This is a genomic window from Mesorhizobium sp. B2-2-4 (assembly GCF_006442375.1).
Taxonomy (GTDB): Bacteria; Pseudomonadota; Alphaproteobacteria; order Rhizobiales; family Rhizobiaceae; genus Mesorhizobium.
In genome coordinates, this window is sequence record NZ_VFWB01000002.1 from 159040 (window position 1) to 184362 (window position 25323).

At 64.4% G+C, this 25323-nt stretch carries 24 protein-coding genes; 8 read left to right on the forward strand and 16 right to left on the reverse strand.

All coding sequences use genetic code 11. From position 1 onward, the window contains the following. Nucleotides 1-2: 2 nt before the first annotated feature. The 4 genes from ugpC to FJ959_RS05900 all read right to left on the reverse strand — a co-directional run bounded on the left by ugpC (nt 3) and on the right by FJ959_RS05900 (nt 4332). A complete protein-coding gene (gene ugpC / locus FJ959_RS05885; protein WP_140520949.1) occupies nt 3-1100 on the reverse strand; it encodes a sn-glycerol-3-phosphate ABC transporter ATP-binding protein UgpC in 1098 nt (365 codons plus the stop codon). A 4-nt stretch (nt 1101-1104) separates the two neighbouring features. Beyond that, on the reverse strand, nt 1105-1971 hold the full coding sequence (locus tag FJ959_RS05890; protein WP_140629022.1) for a carbohydrate ABC transporter permease: 867 nt from the start codon (nt 1969-1971) through the stop codon (nt 1105-1107). Beyond that, on the reverse strand, nt 1971-2867 hold the full coding sequence (locus FJ959_RS05895) for a sugar ABC transporter permease (protein WP_140514521.1): 897 nt from the start codon (nt 2865-2867) through the stop codon (nt 1971-1973). Before FJ959_RS05895 ends, FJ959_RS05890 begins: the two co-directional genes overlap by 1 nt. 145 nt (nt 2868-3012) lie before the next feature. Further along, nucleotides 3013-4332 carry a sugar ABC transporter substrate-binding protein gene (locus FJ959_RS05900; RefSeq protein ID WP_140629025.1) on the reverse strand — a complete coding sequence of 440 codons (1320 nt, stop codon included), beginning with the start codon at nt 4330-4332 and terminating at the stop codon, nt 3013-3015. Nucleotides 4333-4500: 168 nt separating this feature from the next. Between FJ959_RS05900 and FJ959_RS05905 the strand changes: the two genes are divergently transcribed. After that, nucleotides 4501-5286 (forward strand): IclR family transcriptional regulator, encoded by a 786-nt coding sequence (locus FJ959_RS05905; RefSeq protein WP_140514524.1) that lies wholly within the window; start codon nt 4501-4503, stop codon nt 5284-5286. A 62-nt stretch (nt 5287-5348) separates the two neighbouring features. Next, nucleotides 5349-6185 carry an amidohydrolase gene (locus FJ959_RS05910; RefSeq protein WP_140629028.1) on the forward strand — a complete coding sequence of 279 codons (837 nt, stop codon included), beginning with the start codon at nt 5349-5351 and terminating at the stop codon, nt 6183-6185. Nucleotides 6186-6205: 20 nt separating this feature from the next. Here FJ959_RS05910 and FJ959_RS05915 read toward each other — a convergent pair whose 3' ends face one another. From FJ959_RS05915 to FJ959_RS05950, 8 genes are all read right to left on the reverse strand, one after another. Further along, nucleotides 6206-7174, reverse strand: a complete 969-nt coding sequence (locus FJ959_RS05915; protein ID WP_140562010.1) for an ABC transporter permease — start codon at nt 7172-7174, stop codon at nt 6206-6208. A gap of 1 nt (nt 7175) precedes the next feature. Next, complete coding sequence (locus FJ959_RS05920) at nt 7176-8126, reverse strand: ABC transporter permease (protein WP_140497623.1); 951 nt, start codon at nt 8124-8126, stop codon at nt 7176-7178. Continuing rightward, complete coding sequence (locus FJ959_RS05925; protein WP_140583887.1) at nt 8123-8863, reverse strand: ATP-binding cassette domain-containing protein; 741 nt, start codon at nt 8861-8863, stop codon at nt 8123-8125. The genes FJ959_RS05920 and FJ959_RS05925 overlap by 4 nt, the downstream gene beginning before the upstream one ends. After that, a complete protein-coding gene (locus FJ959_RS05930; protein WP_140583885.1) occupies nt 8856-9593 on the reverse strand; it encodes an ATP-binding cassette domain-containing protein in 738 nt (245 codons plus the stop codon). Before FJ959_RS05930 ends, FJ959_RS05925 begins: the two co-directional genes overlap by 8 nt. 72 nt (nt 9594-9665) lie before the next feature. Beyond that, the gene (locus FJ959_RS05935) at nt 9666-10853 is read right to left on the reverse strand and encodes an ABC transporter substrate-binding protein (RefSeq protein ID WP_140562013.1); all 1188 of its coding nucleotides are present in this window, start codon (nt 10851-10853) and stop codon (nt 9666-9668) included. Between the two features lie 22 nt (nt 10854-10875). Next, nucleotides 10876-12021, reverse strand: a complete 1146-nt coding sequence (locus FJ959_RS05940) for an extracellular solute-binding protein (RefSeq protein WP_140562076.1) — start codon at nt 12019-12021, stop codon at nt 10876-10878. 32 nt (nt 12022-12053) lie between these two features. Further along, nucleotides 12054-13214: a CaiB/BaiF CoA-transferase family protein gene (locus FJ959_RS05945; protein ID WP_140497632.1), complete on the reverse strand. Its 1161-nt coding sequence runs from the start codon at nt 13212-13214 to the stop codon at nt 12054-12056. Between the two features lie 2 nt (nt 13215-13216). Further along, a complete protein-coding gene (locus tag FJ959_RS05950) occupies nt 13217-13768 on the reverse strand; it encodes a MaoC family dehydratase (RefSeq protein WP_140520944.1) in 552 nt (183 codons plus the stop codon). A 199-nt stretch (nt 13769-13967) separates the two neighbouring features. On the opposite strand from FJ959_RS05950, the gene FJ959_RS05955 reads away from it, so the two are divergent. After that, the gene (locus FJ959_RS05955) at nt 13968-15065 is read left to right on the forward strand and encodes a lactonase family protein (protein ID WP_140629031.1); all 1098 of its coding nucleotides are present in this window, start codon (nt 13968-13970) and stop codon (nt 15063-15065) included. Between the two features lie 298 nt (nt 15066-15363). Here the strand turns inward: FJ959_RS05955 and FJ959_RS05960 are convergent, their stop codons facing one another. The 3 genes from FJ959_RS05960 to FJ959_RS05970 form a co-directional block, all read right to left on the reverse strand. Continuing rightward, nucleotides 15364-16353: a Tim44 domain-containing protein gene (locus tag FJ959_RS05960; protein ID WP_140497638.1), complete on the reverse strand. Its 990-nt coding sequence runs from the start codon at nt 16351-16353 to the stop codon at nt 15364-15366. Between the two features lie 68 nt (nt 16354-16421). Beyond that, a complete protein-coding gene (locus tag FJ959_RS05965; RefSeq protein ID WP_140497640.1) occupies nt 16422-16718 on the reverse strand; it encodes a zf-TFIIB domain-containing protein in 297 nt (98 codons plus the stop codon). 254 nt (nt 16719-16972) lie between these two features. Then, entirely contained in the window at nt 16973-17962 is a 990-nt protein-coding gene (locus FJ959_RS05970) for a zinc-dependent alcohol dehydrogenase family protein (RefSeq protein WP_140497642.1), read from the reverse strand. A 103-nt stretch (nt 17963-18065) separates the two neighbouring features. Between FJ959_RS05970 and FJ959_RS05975 the strand changes: the two genes are divergently transcribed. After that, on the forward strand, nt 18066-18968 hold the full coding sequence (locus tag FJ959_RS05975; RefSeq protein ID WP_140497644.1) for a LysR substrate-binding domain-containing protein: 903 nt from the start codon (nt 18066-18068) through the stop codon (nt 18966-18968). Between the two features lie 141 nt (nt 18969-19109). Then, nucleotides 19110-20756 (forward strand): acetolactate synthase large subunit, encoded by a 1647-nt coding sequence (locus FJ959_RS05980; protein ID WP_140629034.1) that lies wholly within the window; start codon nt 19110-19112, stop codon nt 20754-20756. 58 nt (nt 20757-20814) lie between these two features. On the opposite strand, the gene FJ959_RS05985 is transcribed toward FJ959_RS05980, so the two are convergent. Then, nucleotides 20815-21462, reverse strand: a complete 648-nt coding sequence (locus tag FJ959_RS05985) for a GNAT family N-acetyltransferase (protein WP_181171982.1) — start codon at nt 21460-21462, stop codon at nt 20815-20817. Nucleotides 21463-21628: 166 nt separating this feature from the next. Between FJ959_RS05985 and FJ959_RS05990 the strand changes: the two genes are divergently transcribed. From FJ959_RS05990 to FJ959_RS06000, 3 genes are read left to right on the forward strand one after another with little or no spacing between them, the layout of a single operon-like run. Further along, nucleotides 21629-22930, forward strand: a complete 1302-nt coding sequence (locus FJ959_RS05990; RefSeq protein ID WP_181171983.1) for an ArgE/DapE family deacylase — start codon at nt 21629-21631, stop codon at nt 22928-22930. Continuing rightward, nucleotides 22927-23985, forward strand: coding sequence for a phosphotransferase (locus FJ959_RS05995; RefSeq protein WP_140514541.1), 1059 nt, complete (start codon nt 22927-22929; stop codon nt 23983-23985). The genes FJ959_RS05990 and FJ959_RS05995 overlap by 4 nt, the downstream gene beginning before the upstream one ends. A 6-nt stretch (nt 23986-23991) precedes the next feature. After that, nucleotides 23992-25296, forward strand: a complete 1305-nt coding sequence (locus FJ959_RS06000) for an aspartate aminotransferase family protein (protein ID WP_140629037.1) — start codon at nt 23992-23994, stop codon at nt 25294-25296. The last annotated feature ends 27 nt before the right edge of the window (nt 25297-25323 follow it).

Consider the following 25323-nt stretch of genomic DNA (forward strand, 5'->3'; position numbering starts at 1 on the left):
CGTCAGCTCCGCAATGACTTTCCGGTGTCGGCGGCAAACAGATGCGCCTGCGACAGGTCGAGGCTCATGGCCACCCGCTCGCCCGATCTCAAAGCTCTTGGGTTCAGCATGCGCGAAACCCAGTCTGCGCCATTGAACTCGACGAACACCAGCGTCTCGTTGCCGAGTGGTTCGGTGACCGTGATCGGCAATTCGATCTGGTGGACGTCGGCCGCACCACCGGAACTGATACCATGGCCGGTCGGGTAGATGTCGTCGGGCCGCAACCCGAACACCACCTTGTTACCCCTGGCGACATTGGCTTTGAATTGGCTAGGCAATGGCAGCTTTTCGCCGCTGGCGAAAACCAAGTGGCCGTCATCGATCGTCGCCTCGTGCAGGTTCATCGGCGGCGAGCCGATGAAGCCCGCGACGAACCGCGTCGCCGGCCGTCGGAACACCTCGTCTGGGGTGCCGACCTGTTCGATATGGCCGTCGCGCATGATGACGATGCGGTCGGCAAGCGTCATCGCCTCGACCTGGTCATGGGTGACATAGATCACCGTCGACCGCACCTTGGCGTGCAGCTTCTTGATTTCGGTCCGCATCTGCGTGCGCAGTTTGGCGTCGAGATTTGAAAGCGGCTCGTCGAACAGGAACACGTCGGGATCGCGTACGATGGCGCGGCCCATGGCGACGCGCTGGCGCTGGCCGCCGGAAAGTTGCGACGGGCGACGGTCGAGCAGCGTGTCGAGGCCGAGGATGGCCGAGGCTTCGGCGACGCGGCGCTCCATATCCTCCTTGGCGGCCCCGGCAATCTTCAGGGAGAAGCCGAGGTTCTCGCGCACCGTCATGTGGGGATAAAGCGCGTAGGACTGGAACACCATCGAGATGTTGCGCGAACGCGGCGGCAAATCGTTGACGACGCGGCCGCCGATCTCGATCGAGCCGGCGCTGATCTCTTCGAGCCCTGCGATCATCCTGAGCGTCGTCGACTTGCCGCAGCCGGACGGACCGACCAGCGCGATGAATTCGCGGTCCGCGATGTCGAGGTCGATGCCGTGCACGATCCCGACATTGCCGTAGCGCTTGGTCAGCTTTTGGAGGGAAACCGTTGCCATGGGATCAGCCTTTCACCGCGCCGGAGGTCAAGCCGCCGACGAGGTGTTTCTGGACGATATAGGTGAGGGTGAGCGCCGGGATGATCATCACCACGGCGAGCGCGCACATGCCGCGCCAGTCGATGGTGAATTCGGCCGTGTAGTCGAGCAGGCCGACCGGCAGCGTCTTGGCGCTGACCGAGCGGGTAAGCTGCGAGGCCAGCGCGAACTCGTTCCAGCAGGTCAGGAAAGCAAAGATCGCGGCGGAGGCGATGCCGGGCCCGGCAAGCGGGAACTCGACCTGCCAGAAGGCCTGCCAGCGGGTGCAGCCGTCGATCTGGGCGGCTTCCGCGAGGTCCTTCGGCACCTGGCGGAAGAAGCCGTCGATCAGCCAGATGGTGAACGGCACGTTGAGCGCGACATAGGCCAGGATCAGTCCGAAATGCGTGTCGATGATGCCGAGCCTGACATAAAGGAAGAACAGCGGCAGCGAGAGCGCGATACCCGGCACCGTGCGCGTCAGCATCAGGCCGAGGAAGACGCCCGACTTGCCGCGGAAACGGTAGCGCGCGAAGGCATAGCCGCCGGCCATGCCGATGGCCACCGCGATCATCGTCGAGGTCACCGAGATGATCAGCGAGTTGCGGAAATACTCTATGACCGGGATGCCGCCCTTGCCGATGCCTGAGAACATCGCGACATAGGCGTCGAACGAGATCTGCTGCGGGATCCACACCGGCGGCTTGGCCATGATCTCCACCGTCGGCCGCAGCGACGAAAGCACGATCCACAGGCCGGGCAGGCAGATGGTCAGCATCGCCAGGAACAGGCCGATGAGATAGGCGATGCCCAGCAGCCGGCGCTTGAGGCGGGCGGAAGAATTCTCGTCCATCACCACTCCGCACCGATCTGCGTGCGCGCCGCGGCGAGCTTGTTGAAGAAATAGACGGTGAAGGCGATCGACAGCAGGATCGAGAAATAGGCCATGGCGTTGGCCATGCCCATGCGCCCGTCGCTGTAGGCGGTGCGCGCCACCAGCGTCCACAAAAGCTCGGTGCGGCCCGCCGGCCCGCCATCGGTCATGATCTTGACGATGTCATAGGCGCGCGCGACGTCGAGCGAACGGATGGTCATGGCGATGTAGGCGAAAGGCATGACGAACGGCCAGGTCACATAACGGAATGTCTGCCACGGCGTGCAGCCGTCGACGCGCGCCGCCTCGATTGGCTCCTTGGGCATGGCGAGCAGCCCGGCGAGGATCAGGATGGCGAAGATCGCCGTCGACGACCAGATCTCGGCGATCGAGATGGCGATGAAGGCGAGATGGCCTTCGATCAGCCATGCAATGGCATCCCTGGTGATGCCGAGCGATTGCAGGGCGTTGTTCACCAGGCCGATATTGTCGTTGAACATGAACTTGAACTGGAAGCCGACGAGGATCGGCGAGAACATCATCGGAAACATCATCAGCGTGCGCAGGATGCGCTGGCCGCGCGTCGCCTTTTCGACCAGCATGGCGAGGCCGAGGCCCAGCAGCATTTCGAGATTGAGCGCGATGGTCAGCAACAGAACCGTGCGGCCGAACGCCCACCAGAAATCGGCGTTCGCCAGGATCGAGAGATAATTGCGGAAGCCGACAAAGACGAAGAACGTTTCGGGCTTGGTCAGGCGGAACGGCGTGAAGCTGGAATAGAGCGACAAAAGCAACGGCACCACGACGACCGCCGCCAGCACGATCATCGCCGGAAGCAGCAGCAGGAATGGCGCGGATGGCTTGAAGCCCTTCATTGGGACCCTGTGAGTTGCATTCGATTGCCGCCTGTCGAGCCGGGCGGGGCAGGCATCGTCATCGTGGAACACCCGAGGCAGTGCGCGCCTTAAGACGCGAGCGCCTCCCCCATGACTGATGGGGGAGGCGGCCTTGGGAGCGGTTCTACAGCTTGCCGGCGTCTTCGAGGATTTGCGTCGCCTTGGCGGCGGCTTCGTCGAGCGCCTGCTTGGACGTCTTGTCGCCGAGGATCGCCGCCTGCAATTCGGGATAGACGGCGTTCGAGATCTCGATCCATTCAGGCGTCTGCGGCACCGCGAAGGCGTGCTTGGCTTCTTCCTGGAAGGCGGAGAGGACCTCCTTCTTGTAAGGATCGTTTTCGGCCTGCTTCAGGTCCCAGTCCCAGACCGCGGTGCGGGTCGGCAGCGGGCCCGCGGCGGCTTCCAGCTTCTGGCTGTCCTCGTTGGTCAGCCACCACACCAGCGATGCCGCGGCCTCCTTGTTCGGGCAGTTCTCGGTCACCGAGAAGCCATGGAAACCGGACCAGCCGGTGCGCTTGCCGGACGAGCCTTTCGGCGCGACCTTGACGCCGACATTGCCGGCGACCTTCGACGACTTCGGATCGTTGAAGAAGCCGGCCCAGCCCGGCCAGTCCAAGTTGATGGCGACGGTGCCGGAGGCAAAACCCTGGCCGAGATCGTCCCAGAGATAATTGGTGGTTCCGGCCGGCACGGCCTTGGCCTTGTAGAGGTTGACGAACCAGTCGAGCGCACGCACGCCGGCTTCGGAGTTGAAGACTGGCTTGCCGTCCTTGTCGAGATACTCGCCGCCCTCGGCCACCACCATCTCGTAGAAGCGACCGTTGATCGCCTCTTCCTTGCCGGCGAACTGCGTACCGTAGAAATTGGGCGGATTGGCGAAGAACTCGGCCTGGTCGGTGACCTCTTTCCAGGTGTCCGGCGGCACCAGATCATAGCCGTATTTCGTCTTGAACTTGGCCTTGTTGTCGGCGTTCTCGTAGAGGCTCTTCTGGTAGTAGAGGGCAGAGACGTCGAACTGCGCGCGCGGCAGCATCTCCAGCTTGCCATCGATGGTCGCCGCCTTGATCGTCGATGGCACGAAGGCATCGATCTCTTCCTTGGGCAGCAATTTGCTGAGGTCGGTATAAAGGCCGGTATACTGCGGCGCGAAGGAGGAATGATTCCAGCCGACGCACCAGTTGGTGCTGCCCGAGGCGATGTCGGACTTCAACTCCTTGTCGATGTCGAAGCCGTTCTTCTTGGTCAGGATGTTGACCTTGGCGCCGGTCGCCTTCTCCCATTCGGGGATGCGCTCGTAGAGCTTTTCGTATTGCTGGCCGCCGATCAGCTTCACGTCGACGGTAACGCCTTCGAACTTGCCGGGCAGGTCGCCGGCAAGGGCCGCGCCTGCGCCTGACGCAAGCAACAATGCGCCGGCGCACACGCCGGAAAGCAGTCTGTTCATTGGTATCCTCCCTGGGTGCGCCTTGGCGGCGACCGCAACTCGTCTGATGACAAGAAGTGTTACATTCATATACAAACAAAACATTCATGGATACGTCAAGGCGAAATTTGTTTCCGCCGGCAGCATTCCTGCGTATATGAAGAATCGATTTCACTGGAGGGAAAGCCCATGGATGATAGCGAAGACGAGCGGTATCGCGCGCCTGCGCTCGACAAGGGGCTCGACATCCTGGAACTGCTGGCCGGCGTCGACGGCGGCCTGACGCAGGCGGAAATCGCCAAGAAGCTCGACCGCAGCCCCAACGAGTTCTACCGCATGCTGGACCGGCTGGTGCGACGCGGTTATGTCACGCGGCTCGACGGTGACCGCTATTCACTGACGCTCAAGCTGTTCGGCCTGGCGCAACTGCACGCGCCGGTGCGGCGGCTGGTTTCCTATGCGACGCCGTTGATGCGGGAGCTGGCGGAGACGTCGCAGCAGGCCAACCAACTCGTTGTTTTTGATCGCGGTTCCGCCGTGGTCATCGGCCAGCAGGAGGCGCCGAACTACTGGGGCATCTCGATCCGGGTCGGCGCCCACATCAGCCTGTTCGACACCGGTTCGGGACATGTGCTGCTCGCTTTCCGTTCGCAGGAGGAGCGCCAGATGATGATCTCCGAACATGTCCGCAGCACCGACAATACGGCGCAGCCGCCCGAGTTCTTTGCCCGTCTCGACCAGATCAGGGAACGGGGATATGAGATGATGGCCTCGATGCAGACTGCCGGCGTCTACAATCTGTCGGCACCGGTGCGCGGCTCCGACGGCAAGGCGATCGCGGCGCTTTCGATTCCTTACATCACCGTCGTCAACGCACCGTCCGCGCCGGACATGACCCGCACCATCGAACTGCTGCTGGCCACATGTGAAAAGCTGTCGCGTCTGGCCGGGTCGGCCGTCGGTTCATCGGTGTAATTCTTATTTGAATGAAGAATTCCTCCGTGAGATGATGTGAAAGATACGGGAGGAGCCCTGCCATGATCATCGACACCCACCTGCACCTCATCGACCGCTCGGCCTTGCGCTACCCGTGGCTTGCCGGCGTGCCCGCTCTCAACCGCGACTTCTCCTATGAGGAGTACGGCGTGGAAGCTCAACGTGTCGGCGTCGAGCGTGTGCTGCATATGGAGGTCGATGTCGACCCTGCCGATATCGAGGCCGAGACCGAACGTGTCGAAGGCCTGTCGAGACAGGCCGGCAGCATGCTGGCCGGGGCGATCGCCGCCTGCCGTCCGGAAGAGGCCAATTTTGCGGCCTATCTCGAGCGCCAGCGAGCAAAGCCGTTCGTCAAGGGTTTTCGCCGCGTCCTCCACGTCATGCCCGATGAACTCTCGGAAGGCGCGCTATTCCGGGACAGCATCCGGCGGCTCGGCGGCACCGGGCTCACCTTCGATCTCGTCGTGCTACCGCATCAGATTCCCAAGGCGATCGCGCTCGCCGATCTGGCGCCCGACGTCCAGTTCGTGCTCGACCATTGCGGCGTCCCCGACATCAAGGGCAATGGCGAGCATCCGTGGCGCGAACACATGAGCGAAATCGCGCGGCGTCCCAACGTCGTGGCCAAGATTTCCGGCGTCGTCGCCTATGCGGATCCCGGCAGTTGGACGGTCGAGACGCTGCGGCCCTATGTCGAACACACGATCGGTTCGTTCGGATGGGATCGTGTTATCTGGGGCAGCGATTGGCCGGTCTGCACGCTGGGTGGCGGTCTCTCGACCTGGGTGGCGGCGACCCATGCGCTGCTTGCCGGTTGCAGTGTTGCGGAACGCGACAGGCTGCTCTCGGTGAACGCCCGCAAGCTCTGGCGGCTTTAACCGGCTCTGCTTGGGGCTCTTCAGATCGTCGCCGAAACGTGCCGTTCGCGGCCGTAGAGCGACACCAACAGCACGATGATGAAGCCGAGTGCTGCCTGCACCGCCGAGGGCTGGAAGCCCAGCCCGATGAGCAGCGTGTTGATCTCGGTCAGCACCAGCACGCCGGCAATGGTCCCGAGATAGCTGCCGCGCCCGCCGACCAGCGCCGCGCCGCCGACGACCACGGCCGCGATGGTCTGGAACAGGTAGGGCTGCCCGACATCGCCATAGGCCGAGCCGGTGAAGCCGAGCAGCAGAACGCCCGCCACCGCGGCGAAGAAGGCGCTTGCCGCATAGGTGATCACCCACATGCGGACGGGATCGATCAGCGCCAGAGGCGCGGCACCCGGATTGCTGCCGAGTGCGTAGAGCCGGCGCCCATAGGGCGTCCGCTCCAGCACCAGGACGACGAGCGCCGCCAGCACGACAAGACAGGGCACCAGCCATGGAACCGGCAGTGGCCCGGCCGATCCGCCGATCGACACGAAGCTCGAAACCGCTTGCGGCGCGGAGCCTGAAGGGAAGCCCGCGGTCCATAAAAGCACCAGCCCTTGCACGACCATGCCGATGCCGAGCGTGACGATAAGCGGCTGGATGTCGAGGCTGCGCGCGATGAGCCCGTTCAGGCCACCGATAAGGATCGCCAGCACGCCGACGAGGCCGCAGACCAGGACAAAATTCCAGCCATCGCCGTAGAGTTGCGCGGCCACGACATTGGCAAAGCCGATGACGAACGGGATCGACAGGTCGATGCCGCCCATGATGACGACCAGCGTCTGCCCGATCGAGGCGACGGCGAGCAGCGAGGCAAGCACCAGCATGGCGCGCACCGCAAACGGGCTGGAGTAGCCCGGAATGAGGATGATGCCGGCAAGATGCAGAAGGGCGGCAACACAGAAGGCCCCGACGACACGGGCATTGGTTGTCGCGAATAGATTTCGGCCAGCCATGTCAGCGCCTCCCGATGGCAAAGCGTTCCTGCAGCGCGGTCAGCATCACCGCCAGCACCAGTATGGCGCCGTAGGCGATCTGCAGCACGAAGGTCGAGACGTTGAACGTCGTCAGCACGCTTTGCAGCAGGAAGATGTCGACAGCGCCGATCGCGGCACCCGCGACGCCACCACGGCCGCCGGCAAGACTGACACCGCCGAGCGCCACGGCGGCGATGGCGATCAGCGTGTAGGTCGGGCCGATGTTGGGATCGGCCGACCCGATCAGCGCAGTCAGCATCAGTCCGGCGCAGCCGCCCAGGATGCCGGTCATGACATAGGCGATGAAGCGCACGAGCGTGACGTCGACGCCGGCCGTATAGGCGGCGCGATCGTCGCTGCCGACCGCCATCAGCTGGTCGTAATAAGGGCTGCGCCGCACCAGCCACCAAAAAAGGAACATCAAGGCCAGCGGCAGAAGCGAGAGTGGGCCCGCCAGGGCTTTCAGCCAGGCCGGCGCCGGGCCGATCGGCGCCGGCAGGATGGTCAGCGTCACCCCCGTCAGGATCAGATAGGTGCCGAGCGTGGCCACGATCGGCTGGATGCGCACGATGGTCGCCAGGAAACCGTTCGCCGCCCCGACCAGCGCACCGATGAGCAGCGCCGCCGGAACAAGCGCCAGCGGCGAGGATATTCCGGCGCGCAGGAAAAGCACCTGGATCACGATGGCGTTGACGAAGCCCATCAGCGGCCCGACCGAAATATCGATGCCGCCGCGCCCGGCGAGGATCACCGGCGTCGAGGCGATGGCCGCACCGATCAGCGGCGCCGCCAGACCAACCAGCGCACCCCAGGAGCCCGGCTGGAACCGTGCCGGGCTCAGCATCAGATTGATCGCCAGCAGGGCGATCAGCAGTACGACGGCGAAGCCGACGCTTCGGCCGAGGGACAGGATGCGTGCGAAGGGTCTCATGCCGCGCGTCCGAACATGGCTGCGATCACGTTCCCGGTGGTCATCGCCTGGCCGGCGATTTCCGCCACGACTTCATTTTCGCGGAACACCAGCACGCGATGGCAGAGAAGAAGGATCTCCTCGATCTCGCTGGACAGGATGACGAGCCCCATGCCGTCGGAAGCCAGCCCGCGAAAGACGTCGTAGAGAACATGCCGGGTCGCTACGTCGACGCCGCGCGTCGGGTCGTTGAGAAGCAACATTGCGGGGTCCAGCGCCAGGGCCCGCGCCAACAGCACCTTCTGCTGGTTGCCGCCGGACAGGGTGGTGATCGGCGCGTCGGGCCGAGGCGCCGATATCGACAGCCTTTCGCGATAGGCCTCGTAGCGCGCCTTGCGCGCCGCCGGGCTGATCAGGCCGAGGCGGGTATCGCGAGACAGCGTCGAGACGGCGAAATTGTCGAGCACCGATTGCGTCGGGAAAATGCCTTTGGCACGCCCGCGCGGAAGATAGGCGATGCCGCTCGATACGGCCTTGCGGAAGCCGGTGATGGCGCGGGATGCGCCGGGCAGATCGAGGGTTATCGAACCGCCAAACGGCGCGACTAGGCCGGCGAGCATCTCGAGGAAAAGCTCCTGGCCGTGGCCATCCAGGCCGGCGAGCCCAACGATCTCGCCGGCGGCGACCGCCTGCATGATCGGGCTGGCGTCCGGTGCGATGATGAGGTCGCGGATAGTGAGGGCGGCGCGATCAGCCATGCGCCAGCTCCGCGGCGGTGCGTGGCGCCATCGCCTTGAGAAGCTCCGCCGGCGTCGAAGCGCCGCGCTCCTCGGTGCGCACCACGCTGCCGCCGCGCAGGATCGAGATGCGATCCGAAAGCGACGTCACCTCATCCATGCGGTGGGTGATGAACAGGATCAGGCAGCCTTCGCCGGCAAGCGTGCGCATCAGCGAAAAAACGGACTCGCGGTCGGCGAAGTCGAGTGCTGCGGTCACTTCGTCGAGGATCAGGATCTTTGGATCGCGCACGACCGCACGAGCAAGAACGACGAGTTGCTGTGCTGCGAGCGCCAACTGCCCGGCGGGCATGTCGAGCGGAACGTTGGTGACGGCGAAACGTTTGAGGGCGGCGGCTGCCCTGTCGCGCCGCTCGTTGCGGGGAACCGCGCGCCGGACCAGGCCGTCGAGGCCAAGCAGGATATTGTCGGTCACGCTGCGGTCCGGCGCGATCAGCACTTCCTGGAAGACCGTGGCGAAGCCTTGCGCCTGGAAAGCCGAGGGGGTTCCGCCCGAAAACGGCCTGCCTTGCAGCAGGACCGTGCCGCTGTCGGGCTGAACGATGCCGGACAGCAGCTTGACCATGGTGCTCTTGCCCGAACCATTCTCGCCCAGGATGGTGTGGATGGTTCCTGCCCGGAACGCGATCGAGGCGTCCGCAAGCGCGACCGTCTCGCCATAGCGTTTGGATATGTTTCTGATTTCAAGCATGTCGCGTTTCGAAGCTGGCAAGCCGGCCCTCCGAAAGGAGCCGGCTTGTCGAGGTCTTATCTGGCCCAGGCGTCACTTCGCGCAGGCGTCTGGCACCTTCGAATAGTCCCATCCCTTGGTCGGCGCCGGGTTGGAGAAATAGGCGTCGAGCCATTCTTCCGGCATCGGATCCTTGGGCGGCACCGGGAAGATCGATACGGCATCCGTCGTCATGCAGTCCTTGTACCAGGCGCCGAGATCGGCATTGTGGACCGGCGGAATCGGAATGAGCAGCGTGTTCAGCTTCGGCTTCTGGCCGTCGAGCATGCGTTCGCCGACGCGAAACAGCGTTTCGGCGGTCCAGTGCGGCAGCACGGCATGGCCCTCGAAGCGGTACTTGTCGGGATTGGCCTTCCAGTAGCCCAGGGCATCGCCGGTGATCGAACCGGTGATCAGCGGCGCCGGCCGGCCGGCTTCGGCGAACGCCTCCGCGACGACGCGGCTTTCGCTGCCTGTCGTCCACACCGCATCGATCGGCGCCGGGTTGGTGGCGATCGCCTGCAGCACCACCGTCTTGGTGACATTGGCCGTCCAATTGCCGTTGACCGTGCGCGAGATCTTCAGCTTGGGGTTTTCCGCCAGCGCCTTGTCGGCGCCCTGGCGCTCCTGAACCACGATCGGGTGGCCGGCGATGCCCTCGACCAGCAGGATGCTGGCGCCATCAGGCTTGGCCTTGCCGATCGCCGTCATCATGTCGTAGCCCCAGCGCGCATAGTTGGAATCGACATTGATCGCGTTCGGGCTGGTCACCGAACCGGCGGCGGTGATGAACGGGATGCCTGCCTTGGCGGCCGCATCGATGGCGTCATCGAGCGCTGTTGCCGAGCCCGGGATCGAGGTGATGATCGAGCACTTCTTGTCGATGAAGGCGCGGATCTGGTTGATCTGCTGGCTGGCGTCGTTGTTGGAATCCGACACTTCGAAGCTGGAGACGGTGCCGTCGGCGATCAGCCCGTCGACCAGGCGCTTCAGCTCCTTGGTGACGGTGACCCGCCAGGGGTTGCCCTGGTAGGATTCCGAATGGCACCATTTCCATGGCTTGGACGGCGGGTTGAAATTGTCCCAGGCCGATGGCAGCACCGTCTGCGGCGCGCCGTCATATTGCGCCTTGAGTTCATCGGGCAGCCCGCTGATGACGCCTTGTACGTCTTCGGCAAAAGCTGTCGTTGCGAGTGAGGCGAAGGCGGTTGCGGCCACAAGGCCGCGGATCAGGCTTTTCATTTGTCTCCTCCGTTCAATTTTTTCAGGCTCCTCCACCGGCAGTGCCGGTCGCCTGCGCCGGGGCGCTCTGCCGAAACAGGCGATTGAGATCGGCAATGACCTGGCTGGAACGATGCCCTGAGGTCATGCCGGAATTGACGCGGTCGGACGCGGCCTGCTGGAACGCCATGTAACCATCATGGCGAGGCCGCACCCATGCGCCCTCCAGGGTCGCGCGCGTATCGCGATAGAAATTGCCGGTCGCCGCATTGACGGCCTGATCCTCCCAGGCCGCGGCATGGCCGGGCTGTCCGCCGGCCGCGGCATAGGGGCCACGCTGGACCTCGCCGCTGGCGAGCCAGTAGGCGAAATCGGTTGCCGCCTCTTTCGCCTTCGAGAAGGCCGACACCGCTATGCCTGTGCCGCCAAGCGCCGTGCCAATCGGGCCGCTGGATCCGACAACAGGGATGTCGCCAAATGCCAGGCGATGTGGGCGAAACCCGGCCATCGCGTAGGAAACATAGCCGTAGATCAGCGGTGCGCAGACGATCGGGGATCCGGCCTGCGCCATCCGCTCTGAAACGGCGATCGGATCCATCTCGAAGCAGGCCGGGTCGACCAGCGCGGCAATCTCGCGCATTGTCTCGAAGACTTCGCTGCCGGCCTCGCCGTCGATGAGATCGTTGGATGGGTCGGTCGCGCAAGCATGCCCGAGATTGCCTGCGAGCGTGAAGAACACCATCATCGAATGCGGTGGCCGCAACGGCAGCAGCACGCGTGCCTGCCGGGCGAGATCGAGCACTTCGCTCCATCGCGATGGCGGTGCGCCAAGCGCATCGGGCCGCCATGCCTGGACCTGCGTCGCGGCATCGATGGGAAACGCCCACTGCCGTCCCTGCCATGTGTAACTCGGATAGGACTGGCCGACGCTGCCGGAGGAAAGTGCCGCGCGCTCCGCCTCGCGGCCGGCGACATCGAGCGGCTCCAGGCAGCGTTCGGCGGTGATCTGGCCGACATGCGGATGGTCGATGACGATCAGATCATAGGCGCGCGCCAGTTCCTCGACCGGGAAGGACTCGAAGTCCTGCAGCGAACGCTTGTCCCATTCGACGGCAATGCCGGTTTTCTGCTTCCACAGCGACGAGCAGGCGACCATCGGATCATAGCCGCGCGGATGGTTCCAGGTCATGCCCCTGAGCGTGGGCTTTAGGAAGCGCGTGGTCACAGGCCGAACTCCTCGCGGATCGCGGCGCTATGCTCGCCGATGCGCGGTGCTGCCCGGTCGACCTTGGCCCTGATGCCGTCGACCCTGAGCGGCGAACTGGTGGTAAGGATCGAGACATCGTCCTCGCGCGTCACCGTCTGCAGCATGTCGAGCGACTGGAAGCCCCCGCTTGCCAGCATTTCCGGCCAGGTCAGCACCTTGGCGCACCAGATGTCGGCGGGTTCGAGAACATCAAGCCACTCGTCGACCGTCCTGGTCGCGATCCGCTGCGCGACGATCGCCTTGATGTCGTCGCGCGCGGTGAACCAGGATGCCGGCTTGTCGCGGTAGGGCGCCAGTTCCTCCAGCGACAGCAGGTCGGCGAGTTTCGGGATCGGTGTCATGGCGATGGCGAGATAGCCGTCCTTGGCGGGATAGACGCCGTAAGGTGCCGACAGATAGGCATGCGCGCTGCGGAAGCTGGAGCGGCGCGGCAAACGGCGGCCGTCATTGAGATGCGTGGTCAGTACCTCGAACTGGAAGTCGACCAGCGCTTCCAGCAGGCTGGTTTCGATATGGCTGCCCTGGCCGGTGATGCCGCGCCGCACAAGGGCGGCCAGTATGCCTTGCGCGCATGCCGCGCCCGCCAGCATGTCGCCGATAGCAAGCCCGAACGGCACCGGCCCCTGGTCCTCGTCGCCGTTCAGCCACATCACCCCGGAGCGCGCCTGCGCCAGGAGGTCCTGGCCGGGCCGCTTGACCCATGGGCCGTCCTCGCCATAGCCGCTGATCGAGGCATAGACCAGGCGCGGGTTGATCTTGCGGACCGCCTCGTAGTCGAGGCCGAGCCGTTCGATGACACCCGGCCTGAAATTCTGGATCAGCACGTCGGCCTTCGCCAGCAGGCCGCGCAGCGCCTTGAGATCCGCCTCGTCCTTCAGGTCGATGGCGAGGCTTTCCTTGGCCCGGTTGATGGCATGGAAGATGGTGGAATCACCGCCGATCTCGGTGTCGCTGAGATAGAGCCGGCGCGACAGGTCGCCGCCGTCCGGACGCTCGATCTTGATGACGCGGGCGCCGAGATCCAGCAGCCTGAGCGAGCAGTAGGGCCCGGACAGGAACTGGCTCATGTCGACGACGACGAGACCGGCAAGCGGCAATTCGGCTGCTGCCGGCATTTCTACTTCTCCGTCTTGCCGAGGAAATCGGCAGGGTTGCGGTACTTCACCGTCTGCAGATGCTCGCAATAGAGTACGAGTTCGCCTTCGCCCTTGAACACCTCGTAGCTGGCGCGGATCAGCCCCATGTCCTTGTAGCGCGGCGTCTTGTCGAGGTTGGAGCGGATCGAATAGATCGTGTCGCCGATGAAGACGGGCTTTATGAAGCGGAGCTTGTCGTAGCCATAGGAAAACGCATTGACGCAATTGGTGGCGACGAGCCCCAGGCCAGCCGAGAAGACGAAGGCGCCGGCCACCAGCCGCTTGCCGAAAATGCCCTCCGTCTCGGCAAACATCTGGTCCTGCACGTAAGGATGGATGTCGAGCACCAGCGTGTTGAACAGGTGGCTGTCCCCTTCGGCCATGGTGCGGCGCAACGAGCGGATCTTCTGGCCGACCGGCCAGTCCTCGTAGAACCAGTTCTCGGCGTTCCAAACCGGCAAGGCGGCATGTTCCGCGGGCATGTTGGCCGGATGCGTCGAGGCGACGCCGACGGTCGGTGCGAAGTCGTTCATCGCTGGCTCCGCTGGCACTGCGCGAGGCACGGCACAAGTTTCGGAACACGCGTCAAGGCGCCAGATTGCACGACGTCTCCTCCCGTCAATCTTCTTTTGTAAATACTATTTTCACATATGGGGTTGCGTTGCAAGCGAGGACGGGCGAAATTTTGGCTGTTTCCGCTGCGCTCGAGCCCGGCGGAACAGGGAGGAAAACATGCGCGATGCCTGTCTGGTCTTTGTCGGCAGCCTGAACCGGGAGGCGCCCTATTTTCAGGGCGCACGCGGCGTCGGCCTCGGCGTCTACAGCTTCGACGAGGAGACGCTGGAAACACGAAAGCTGGCCGAGACCAGTGACATCGACAATCCGACCTTCCTGTCGGTGACGCCGGACGGTTCGCGCCTCTACGCCAATTCGGAAGTCTTCGCCTGGCGCGAAGGAACGGTTTCGGCCTACGGCTTCGACCGCGCCTCGGGCACGCTCACTTACCTGAACAAGCAGCCGTCACTCGGCAGCATCACCGCGCATAACACCATCACCCATGATGGCACGAAGCTGCTGGTCGCCAACTACGGCATGGGCGAGGGCGGTCCGGATCGCGCAGTCGCGGTCTATGGCTTCGACAGCGATGGCGCCTTGTCGGCTCCTCTGGCCAGCGTTTCGCACAAGGGCACTGGCCCGAACGCAGCCCGGCAAGAGCGCTCGCATGCCCATAGCGTCACCGAAACCATCGCCGGCGGAACGGCCATCGTCGCCGATCTCGGCATCGACCGGTTGGTGTCCTACCGGATCGAGCATGATGGCAATCTGACCAAACTGGCCGAATCCGCTTTGCCGCCGGGCGCCGGTCCGCGCCATCTCGCCTTGCATCCGAACGGCCGTTTCGTCTTCGTCATGAACGAGCTGGATTCGACCATCGTGTCGATGGCGCTGGACGAGGCGAGCGGCAAGCTCTCGATCATCGACACCAGGCCGGCCGTGCCGGCCGAGGCGCGCCATGCCAACCACTGCGCCGATATCCAGATCTCGCCCGACGGCCGCTTCCTCTACGGCTCCAACCGAGGCCATGACAGTGTGGTCGTTATGGCCGTCGACCAGCAAAGTGGCGCGCTGAGCCTTGTCGGCCATGTCCCTTGCGGCGGCGCCACGCCGCGCAACCTGGCGCTGACGCCGTCGGGCGACCACCTGTTCTCGGCCAACCAGAATGCCGACCGCATATCGATCTTCGCGCGCGACGCCGAGAGCGGCCGGCTGACCGACACCGGCCGTGCCATCGAGATCGGCACGCCGATGTGCGTCAAGATCGTGCGGTGAACCGTGCGCGACATCGGCATCGAAGCTTCGGACTGAAACGGGCCGGAGCTCAGGCCGGGCGATCCGGGTTGACGGGTGGCTTCGCCGGAGCTGTTGACGGAGCATTGAACGAAAAAACCCGCCTGCGCGGCGGGTTCCTGGCGCAACTCAGCACCATAGATAAATATCTACCATAGCTGCCTTCACCCAGTCAAGAAAAAATTCCTATTTTGAGAGCTGCCGGCCATGGAGGCTGCTGACACAGCCGGACCGGCCGTCGTCAGGCCGCCTTTGTCAACGCGAGTTCGCACGCTGGAGCTCAGGCCTGTTGGATTGCCGAGAGCTTCCAGCTCGAGCCATTCTGACGCGTGAAGGTCCACAGCTCCGTCGTCTCCGTGGGATGATCCTCGTCGCCCTCGACGACCTTGCCGCTGGCCCGTTCGCGCATCACGTCGCGCGATTCATAACGCAGGGCCGCCGTGGCATAGTCGCGGTCATCCTCGCGCCAGCTTTCCGCGATGTCGGCCTGCAGGAGGGTGACGTCGGATACCTCGTTCCTGAGGCCCTTCTTCGCATTGTCGGCCAGCTCTTCAGAGAGATAGGACACCATTTCGGGAGTCGTCGTCTTGCGCAACGCGGCATGATCCTCACGCCCGAACGCTTCCTGGACATCGCTCAACAGCTGCTGGAATGCGTCGAGGTCGGTCTGGGCGAGCCGGATTTCATCGGAACCGGTGGCCGCCGCGGAGCCTCCGCCTGAACCGCCGCCAAAGCCGGGAATGGCGAAAGAACGCGCATTGTTGGCATCGCTCTGTCCGGCTGCGCGGTTTTCAAATCGCGAGGCATTGCCAGCGCCCGCGAGCGCAGGGGCGGGGCCACGCGCGGATTGCGACCGGAAGAACCTGATTGCCAGCATGATGGCGCCACCGATCAGCACGGCCTGCAGCAGGAAACCGAACATGCCTGCCAGCCCGCCGAAGCCCTGGCCCAGGAGCAGCCCGATCAGGCCGCCGATCAGCAGGCCGCGCATCATCGTTCCACCGAAGCCGCTCATGAAGCCGGGCCTCTGCGGGCCGGCCTGCGGCTGCCGGGCCGCGGTGTTCACGCCGGTATTGGGCGTCATCGAACGCTCGACCGGAGCGGTCGGCGCCGGAGCGGTCCTGGTCGGCGGCGCTGATTGGAACGTGCGCATGCCGCGGCTGCCGAAACTGCCGCCGCGACGGGCCTCGGCATGGTCTACCGCGACCATGGAGAATGCCAGGAACAGTCCGGCAAACAGGGCGGCAAATCGGCTTGTGCGGGAAATCATCTGGACGGACCTTTATCGATGGGTTTCGGAAATTTTCGACAGACGTCGGGCCGGCTACCGGCGTGCGGTCAATCGAACAGCTCTTCGAAGAACGATTTCTTCCGTTTCGGATAGCGGTGGCCCTGCGAGCGCGCATAGTCGTCATCGCGGTCCCGGCCATGCTGGGGCTGGGAGAACGCTGCCGGCTGTGGCGCGGGCGAGGCCTCCTTGGCCGATCGCTCGATGATCTTGTCGAGTTCGCCTCGGTCAAGCCACACGCCACGGCACTGCGGGCAATAATCGATCTCGATACCCTGGCGTTCGCTCATCACGAGCGCGACGCGGCAGGAGGGGCAAACCAATCCAAGAAGGGAAGACGATGTCATATGGGGCTCCAAACCAAAAGAGATGAGCCCGCTTGACCGAAAGGATGGAAACGGGCCCGTTAAAGCGGTCCGACATCACGGTCGCGAGGTGCGACAGTCAGAGGGGCCCGGCCCGCATGCGAGAGTTAGGAACACAGAGCGGCGCCTTCAAGAGCGACATTGTCCGCGAGGATCGAATTTGTTCCCCATCGCTGACGTCATTGCGCTTCGAGCGCTGGGTACCGCGCCTGCGCCAACGACCCCGGCGTCCCTGCTCAGACCGTCACCACGATCTTGCCGAACTGCTCGTTCGACTCGAGATAGCGATGCGCCTCGACGATCTGCTCGAACGGGAAGGTTCTGTCGATGATCGGCCTCAGCGTGCCGGCCTCCAGCCCTTCGAGGATGAACGCCTTGGCGGCTTCCAGCTTCGCCGGGTCGCCGGTGATCTCGTGGACGAGGTAGCCGCGCAGCGTCAATGTCTTGCCAAGCACGGCGGGCAAGGGAAACGGCGTCGGCTCGGGGCTCAACCCGCCATATTCAATGAGAATGCCGCCCCGGGACATCGCCGCCGCGAGCGGCTCGAAAATCGGGCCGCCGATCGCGTCAAACACGATGCGCACGCCTCGCGGCCCGGCGATCCGGCCTAGCCGCGCCTCCAGATCCTCCTCGGCCAGGACCACGACTTCAGCCGCGCCGGCGTCGAGCAGGGCCTGCTTCTTCGTCGAGGTCCGTGTCACCGCGATCGCCGTCGCGCCGACGCTGTTGGCGATCTGGATCGCGGCAAGCCCGACGCTGCTCGAGGCTGCCGTGATGACGACGAAGTCCTCGTTGCGCAGCCTGGCGATGTCGATCAGCGCGCCATAGGCGGTGAGGTACGGCATCCACATCGCGGCCGCGGTCTGCCAATCGAGTGATATCGGGTTTTTGACGACGAGCCCGGCGGGATAGGTAACAAGCTCTCCATAAGCCGGCCAGCGGATCATCGATTGCGGCGGGATGACGCTGACGGCATCACCCGACGCCAGAGCCGTCACGGCTCCGCCGACCGTTTCGATGAGGCCTGCGGCCTCCAGGCCAAGCCCGGAGGGCAGGGTGGGCGTCTCGATATAGGTGCCCGCGCGCAGCAGCGCCTCGGCGCGATTGAGGCCGAGCGCCTTGACGCGGATCTGAACCTCGCCCGGGCCGGGTAGGGGAAGATCCACATTTTCGATCCGCAGGACCTCGGGGCCACCATGCCGATGAAAGCGAACGACGCGCGCCATTGGGTCTACTCCAAATTGTTTGAACCGAAAGGAGCTATGTCGCCAAGGCGAAGTTGGATAAATAGCAATGGGAGCAGAACAGTAGAAACCAGGAGTTTCGAATATGGATCGCCTTGAGAGCATGGCCGTGTTCGTCAGGGCGGTCGACCTCGGCTCGTTCGCGGCGGCCGCGGCCGCACTCGATCTGTCCGGACCGATGGTCGGCAAACACGTCCGGTTTCTGGAGGAGCGTCTCGGCATGCGCCTGCTCAACCGCACCACGCGCCGGCAGAACCTCACCGAGTTCGGACGCGCCTATTACGACCGCTGTCGGCTGGTGCTGGCCGAGGCCGAAGCGGCCGATCAACTCGCCGCCGACCAGCTCTCGCAACCCCGTGGCAAGCTGCGCGTCACCATGCCGGCGCATTTCGGCCGGCACTGCGTAACACCCGTGCTGCTGAAACTGGCGCGGCAATATCCGATGCTGGAACTTGACCTGTCGCTCAGCGACCGCTTCGCCGATCTTGCCGAGGACGGCTACGATCTTGCCATCCGAACCGGCGATCTGGAGGACAGGGCAGGCGTGATCGCGCGCCGCGTCGCGAGCCAGGACATGATTGTCTGTGCGGCGCCGTCCTACCTGAAAATTCAGGGCGAGCCACGGCGGATCGAAGATCTCGCCAATCATCATGCCATCGTATATCGCCGGCTCGGCCAAGCCGTTCAGCCTTGGCTGTTCCCGCGCGAAGGACAACCAGCACAGGAGATCATGCCCGGCGGCCGGCTGCGGCTCGACGATCTCGATGCCATCGCGGATGCTTCGGCCGAGGGCATGGGGCTCGCCTGGTTGCCTTGGTGGCTGGTTCGCGAGCGTATCCAGGCCGGGGCGCTGGTCGAGCTCTTGCCGGACCAGCCGCGATATCTCTATGACTGCCACGCCCTTTGGCTGCAGACGCCCCATTTGCCGCTGAAAGTTCGGCTGGCCGTCGATGCGCTGGCGGCCGCCTTGCCGAAACGGATGGCTTGATCGCTAGCGCTCGCGGCCACTCTCGTTTGGGATCGCGCGGACATTCCGTGGAGAGGCGCCTCGGCTCTTTGAGGCATCGCTTTCCAGTGCCATATGAGGCAAAGCTGGCGGCATGCAGGCGCATTGCAGGAGAGACGGTTGATGACCAAAGGTTCGGATCTGTTCGTGGCGGCCCTCGAGAACGAAGGGGTCGACCGGATATTCGGCATTCCGGGCGAGGAGAATCTCGACATCGTCGAATCCATCCGCCGCTCCTCGATCCAGCTCATCCTGACCCGTCACGAGCAGGCGGCCGCCTTCATGGCCGCCACCTATGGCCGGCTCACCGGCAAGCCAGGTGTGTGCATCACCACGCTCGGCCCCGGCGCGCTCAATCTGACGACCGGCTCGGCCTATGCGCTGCTCGGCGCCATGCCGATGATCATGATCACCGGCCAGAAGGGGATCCTGTCGTCCAGGCAGGCGCGGTTCCAGATCGTCGACATCGTCGCGGCGATGAAACCGCTGACCAAGCTGTCGCGCCAGATCGTCTCGCCCAAAATGATCCCCTCGCTGGTGCGCGAAGCCTTCCGCGTCGCGCAGGAAGAGCGGCCGGGTCCCGTGCATCTGGAACTGCCGGAAGACATTGCGGCGGCTGAGTGTGAGGATGTCCCGCTGGTGCCGACGCATCCGGTCGAACTGCCGCTGGCCGGTGCGGGCGCGCTCGACCGCGCCGCCCGCATGATCCTCGAGGCCAAACGTCCGCTGCTGATGTTCGGCGCCGCGGCGTCGCGGCCGCGCGTCACGCCCGATGTCGCCCAGTTCGTGCTGCGCACCCAAATTCCCTATTTCACCACGCAGATGGGCAAGGGCACCGTGCCCGGCGGCACCGAACTCTACATGGGAACGGCGGCCCTTTCGGAACGCGACTACGTGCACGAGGCCATCGAACAGGCCGACCTGATCATCACCATCGGTCACGACACAGTCGAGAAGCCGCCCTTCATCATGGGCGTCAAGGGGCCGAAGGTCATTCATGTCGGCTATCAAACCGCCGATGTCGAGCAGGTCTATTTCCCACAGACCGAGATCGTCGGCGACCTCGGCCCTTCGCTGGCGCTGCTGGCGGATCGCATCGAGGGCAAGATCCCCAACGCGCAGGCCCTGTTGCCGTTGCGCGAAGGCATTCTGAGCCGCATCGCCGCGCGCGCCACGGAAGACCGCTTCACGCCGCAACGCATCGTGCATGACGTGCGCGCCGTGATGCCGGCCGACGGAATCCTTGCCCTCGACAACGGCATGTACAAGATCTGGTTCGCGCGCAACTACCGCACGCGCATGGCGAATACGCTGCTGCTCGACAATGCGCTGGCCACCATGGGCGCGGGGCTGCCGTCGGCGATGATGGCGGCACTGCTCTATCCGCAGCGCCGCGTCATGGCCATCTGCGGCGATGGCGGCTTCATGATGAACAGCCAGGAACTGGAGACCGCCGTCCGGCTCAAGCTCAATCTTGTCGTCCTGCTGCTCGAGGACCACGCCTATGGCATGATCCGCTGGAAGCAGGCGGTCGACGAGTTTCCGGATTTCGGCATGACCTTCGGCAATCCCGACTTCGTCAAATACGCCGAGGCCTATGGCGCCAAGGGAACCAGGGTCGGCGCGATCGCCGAATTCCGGCCGGCGCTGGAACAGGCTTTTGCCGGCGGCGGCGTGCATCTCGTCGTCGTGCCCATCGACTATTCCGAAAACATCAGGGTGCTCGTCGACGAATTGCGTGAGCGGCTGCCAGCGGTGCAGGCGACCTGACGGCGGCCGGCGCCAAGGCCGTCGATGCCGAGATGCCTGGCTGGTTGCGAAGGCGTTTTCATCTGGCGTCGGGGGACCAGTCCGTTTCGATCAAGGGAATCTGCGGCGCCGCATCACGCGGCAACGTTCCCTTGATTCTGGGATCGTCGGCGATTTCGAAGCCGGTCGCAAAGGGCTCAAATCCGCAGGCCCTGTAGAAACCGATGACACTGTGATGGTCGAAGCTGCTGGTATGCAGCCAAATGTGGCTGGGCCGGAGACGCCATGCCTGGTCGAGCGCGCCGGCCATCAGCCGCTTGCCGAAGCCGCGGCCGGTCAGGGAGGGGAACAGGCCGAAATAGGTGATCTCGATCTCGTTGTCCTCGGCCGCCGAGAACTCGACCATGCCGACATGGGCGCCGCTTTCATCATGGCCGTAATAGAGATGCTGGCGCGGATCGGCGAAATGCGCGGCGATCTCGGCATCCGACATTTCGGCGGCGTGATCCCAGAGCCAGGGAGCGCCGATCTCCAGGAAGATTGCACGGTAGGAAGCACTGTCGGGTTCCGCGATCCTTGTCATGGTCAACGGCCGCGCGAGACCCGGCACCGGCGCGCGCGCTTCCATCCATGTCACCGCATTGACGATCTTGCCGGCCGGCACCCGCCGATAGCCGACCGTTAGATTGGTGATTTCATCAGGCAATCTGCCTTCGGTGACCAACATCTGTCCTCGACCTTCCCCACCGGCGCGCAAGAAGCTGATGCCAACTCTGCGCTCGCCTGCCAAGAGGCTCCCGAGGTGGGTCAAGATTTTTGGCCCGCCTGTCCCTTGCGTTTCACAGAGATGGCATATGAGATATGATACACCATCGAACGGAAAGCGGAATATCATGCCTGAGCGAATTGCCGACGAGGCCATTTTGAACGCGGTCGACGACGGCTTCGCGCGGCAGGTGGAATTCCTCGCGAACCTCGTGCGCTTCCCCTCGCAACGCGGCGAAGAACACGCGGCGCAATCCTTCATGGCAGCCGCGTATGAAGCAGATGGCTATACGGTGGACATGTGGCGTGTCGATGTCGATGCGATCCGCGACCTGCCGGGCTTTTCGCCCGTGGCCGTCTCCTATGACGACGCCTTCAACGTCGTCGCCACCCACATGCCGCGAAACGCGACCGGCCGCTCGCTGATCCTCAACGGCCACATCGACGTCGTGCCGACGGGCCCGCTCGATCGCTGGCTGCGCGATCCCTATGATCCGGTCATCGAGGACGGCTGGATGCATGGTCGCGGCGCCGGCGACATGAAGGCTGGGCTCTCGGCCTGCCTCTACGCGCTGGCCGCACTGCGCCGCCTCGGCTATCAGCCGGCCGCGAAGGTCTTCCTGCAATCGGTGGTCGAGGAAGAGTGCACCGGCAATGGCGCGCTCGCTTGCCTGCAGCGCGGTTACCGCGCCGACGCAGCCTTCATCCCCGAACCGCTGGAGCCGAAGCTGATGCGGGCGCAGGTCGGCCCGATCTGGTTTAGGGTCGAGGTCGACGGCGATCCCCAGCATGCGTCGGGCGCTTTCTCGGCCGGCGCCAACGCCATCGAAAAGGCTTTCCTCATCATCCAGGCGTTGAAGCAGCTCGAAATCGTCTGGAACGCGCGCAAGGTCGACGACAGGCATTTCTGCGATCACCCGCATCCGATCCGTTTCAATCTGGGCAAGATCGAAGGCGGCGAATGGACATCGAGCGTCCCCGCGCGCTGCGTGTTCGAGATGCGTGTCGCCACCTATCCCGGCCAGAAGCTGGAGGATGCCAGAGCCGAGCTCGAGGCCTGCATCGCCGACGCGGCCCGCGCCGATCCGTTCATGGCCAACCGCCCGCCCAGGATCACCTACAATGGCTTCATGGCCGAGGGCTATGTGCTGGAGGGCGCCGACGAGATGGAAGCCGTGCTGCGCCGCAGCCATACCGCCGTCTGGGGCGAGCCGCTGCAGGAACACGTCACCTCGGCAACCACCGATGCGCGCTTCTTCGGCCTCTACGCCGATACGCCAGCCATCGTCTACGGTCCGATCTGCCGCATGCCGCATGGCTATGACGAGGCGGTGGAACTCGAATCCGTACGCAAGGTCACCCAGACGATCGCGCTGTTCATCGCTGACTGGTGTGGGCTGGAGCCTGTCGACCCCGAGGCAAGACCATGACCGGCGCCCTGACGGATGCATTCGGCGAAACGCTGGCCGAGGACGCGCCCGATGTCTCGATCGCCGAAGCGCTTGCCATCCTGCGCCAGCACTACGGCCTTGCCGGCACCGCTCAGCCCTTGCCCGGGGAGCGCGACCACAATTTTCACATCCGCACCGACAGCAATGGCGAGTTTGTCCTGAAAATCTCGCATCCGGCGGAAGAGGCCGGCTTCACCGATTTCCAGAACAGGGCGCTGGACCACATCCTTGCGGTCGACCCCGCTTTACCGATTCCTTCGGTGCGCAAAAGCCTCGATGGCGATGCGCAGTTCGCCGTCAGCATCGGCGATTCGCAGCCGCGCATCATCCGCCTGGTCACCTATTTGCCCGGCCAGTTGCTTTCGCGCTCGCCTGTATCGCCTGTGCAAGATCGCAATCTCGGCATCTTCCTCGCTCGGCTTGGCCGGGCACTGCGCGGCTTTTTCCACCCGGCCGCCGGCAGCGATCTTTTGTGGGATATCCGCAAGGTCGCCAAGACGCGGCCCATGCTGGCACATATCGCCGATGCCGGGCGCCGGGCCATGGTCGAGCGCGTCATCGATGCCTTCGAGGAGCACGCCGCACCCGTCATCCCCAGCCTGCGCGCCCAGATCGTCCACAACGACATGAACTCGTACAATGTGGTGATGGACGCATCGCGGCCGGAGATCGTCAGCGGCATCCTCGATTTCGGCGACATGATCCATTCGCCGCTGATCTGCGATCTCGCCATCGGCGCCGTCTACCGCTGGCCAGCCGACGGTCACCCGCTGGCGCCCGCCGCGCGCTTCGTCGCCGGTTATCAGTCGGTGCAGCCGCTCGAGGCCGAGGAGATCGGCATCCTGTTCGACCTGATCCGTGCCCGCCTTGCTCTCATCGCCAACATTGCCACCTGGCAGGCGGAGCGCTTCCCGGCCAAGCGCGATTATGTGCTGCGCCTCATCACCGAGGTCTGGGCCTCGCTCGAGCGGCTGGACGGACTGTCACACAGCGATGCCCGCCGTTATTTCCTCGATCATTCCAATCCGGAGTAGACGCTCGTGTCCCAATCCTCGCCCGCAAATGCCTCCGCCGATGCCGGTGCATCAGCATCCGCGCTGCTCGAGCGCCGTGCCAGGCTGCTCGGCCCGACCTATCGCGCCTTCTACCGCAACCCGATCCATCTCGTGCGTGGCAGCGGCGTCTGGCTCTACGATGCCCAGGGTCGCAAGTATCTCGATGCCTACAACAACGTCGCTTCGGTCGGGCATTGCCATCCACGTGTCGTCGAGGCGCTGTCGGGGCAGGCGGCCACGCTCAACACCCACACGCGTTATCTCAGCGAAATCATCCTCGACTACGCGGAAAGACTTCTCGGCACGCTTCCGCCTCATCTCGGCCATGCCATGTTCACCTGCACCGGCAGCGAGGCCAACGATCTCGCCATCCGCATCGCCCAGCATTCCAGCGGCAATACCGGCGTGATCATCACCGATTTCGCCTATCATGGCGCCACCATCGCCACCGCGCAGCTGTCGCCGGCCGCGGTCGGGGCGAAGGGCGTGCCCGCGCAGCACAGGACCGTGGCCGCCCCGGATACGTTTCGCGATCAGGGCCGGGCCGCACGCGATTTCGCCAGGAATGTCGCCGCCGCCATTGAGGACATGCGCGCACAGAACGTGCGCCCGGCGGCGCTGCTGATCGACTCGGCATTTTCCAGCGACGGAATTTTCTTCCCCGATGCGTCGGCGATGCGCGAGGCCGCCGATCACGTCAGGAAGGCGGGCGGCATCGTCATTGCCGACGAAGTCCAGTCCGGCTTCGGCAGGCTCGGCCAGGGCATGTGGGGTTTCGCCAATTACGGCCTCGAACCTGACATCGTCACCATGGGCAAGCCGATCGGCGACGGGCATCCGATGGCCGCGGTCATCGTGCGGCCGCAGCTTGTTGCCTCCTTCGGTTCCAACACCGGCTACTTCAACACATTCGGCGGCAATCCTGTCGCCGCCGCCGTCGGCATCGCGGTGCTCGATGTCATCGAAGGCGAGGGACTGGTCGAGAATGCGCGCACGGTTGGGGCCTATACGGGCGAGCTGCTGCGGGCTCTGCAGAACCGGCATGCCATGGTCGCCGATGTCAGGCATAACGGCCTTTATTTCGGCGTCGAGTTGACGGCGGAGGAGGACGAGGCGCTGGCCGCCACCAGGACGTCGGCGGTCGTCGAAGCCATGCGCGAGGACGGCGTGCTGATCTCGTCATGCGGTCCGCGCGGGAACGTGCTGAAGATCAGGCCGCCATTGCCGTTCGCCAGGGACAATGCCGAGCAACTTGCCGAAACGCTCGATCGCACCCTGTCGCGCTGGTGAGGGGATAGGAAAGGGTGCGGCAATCGA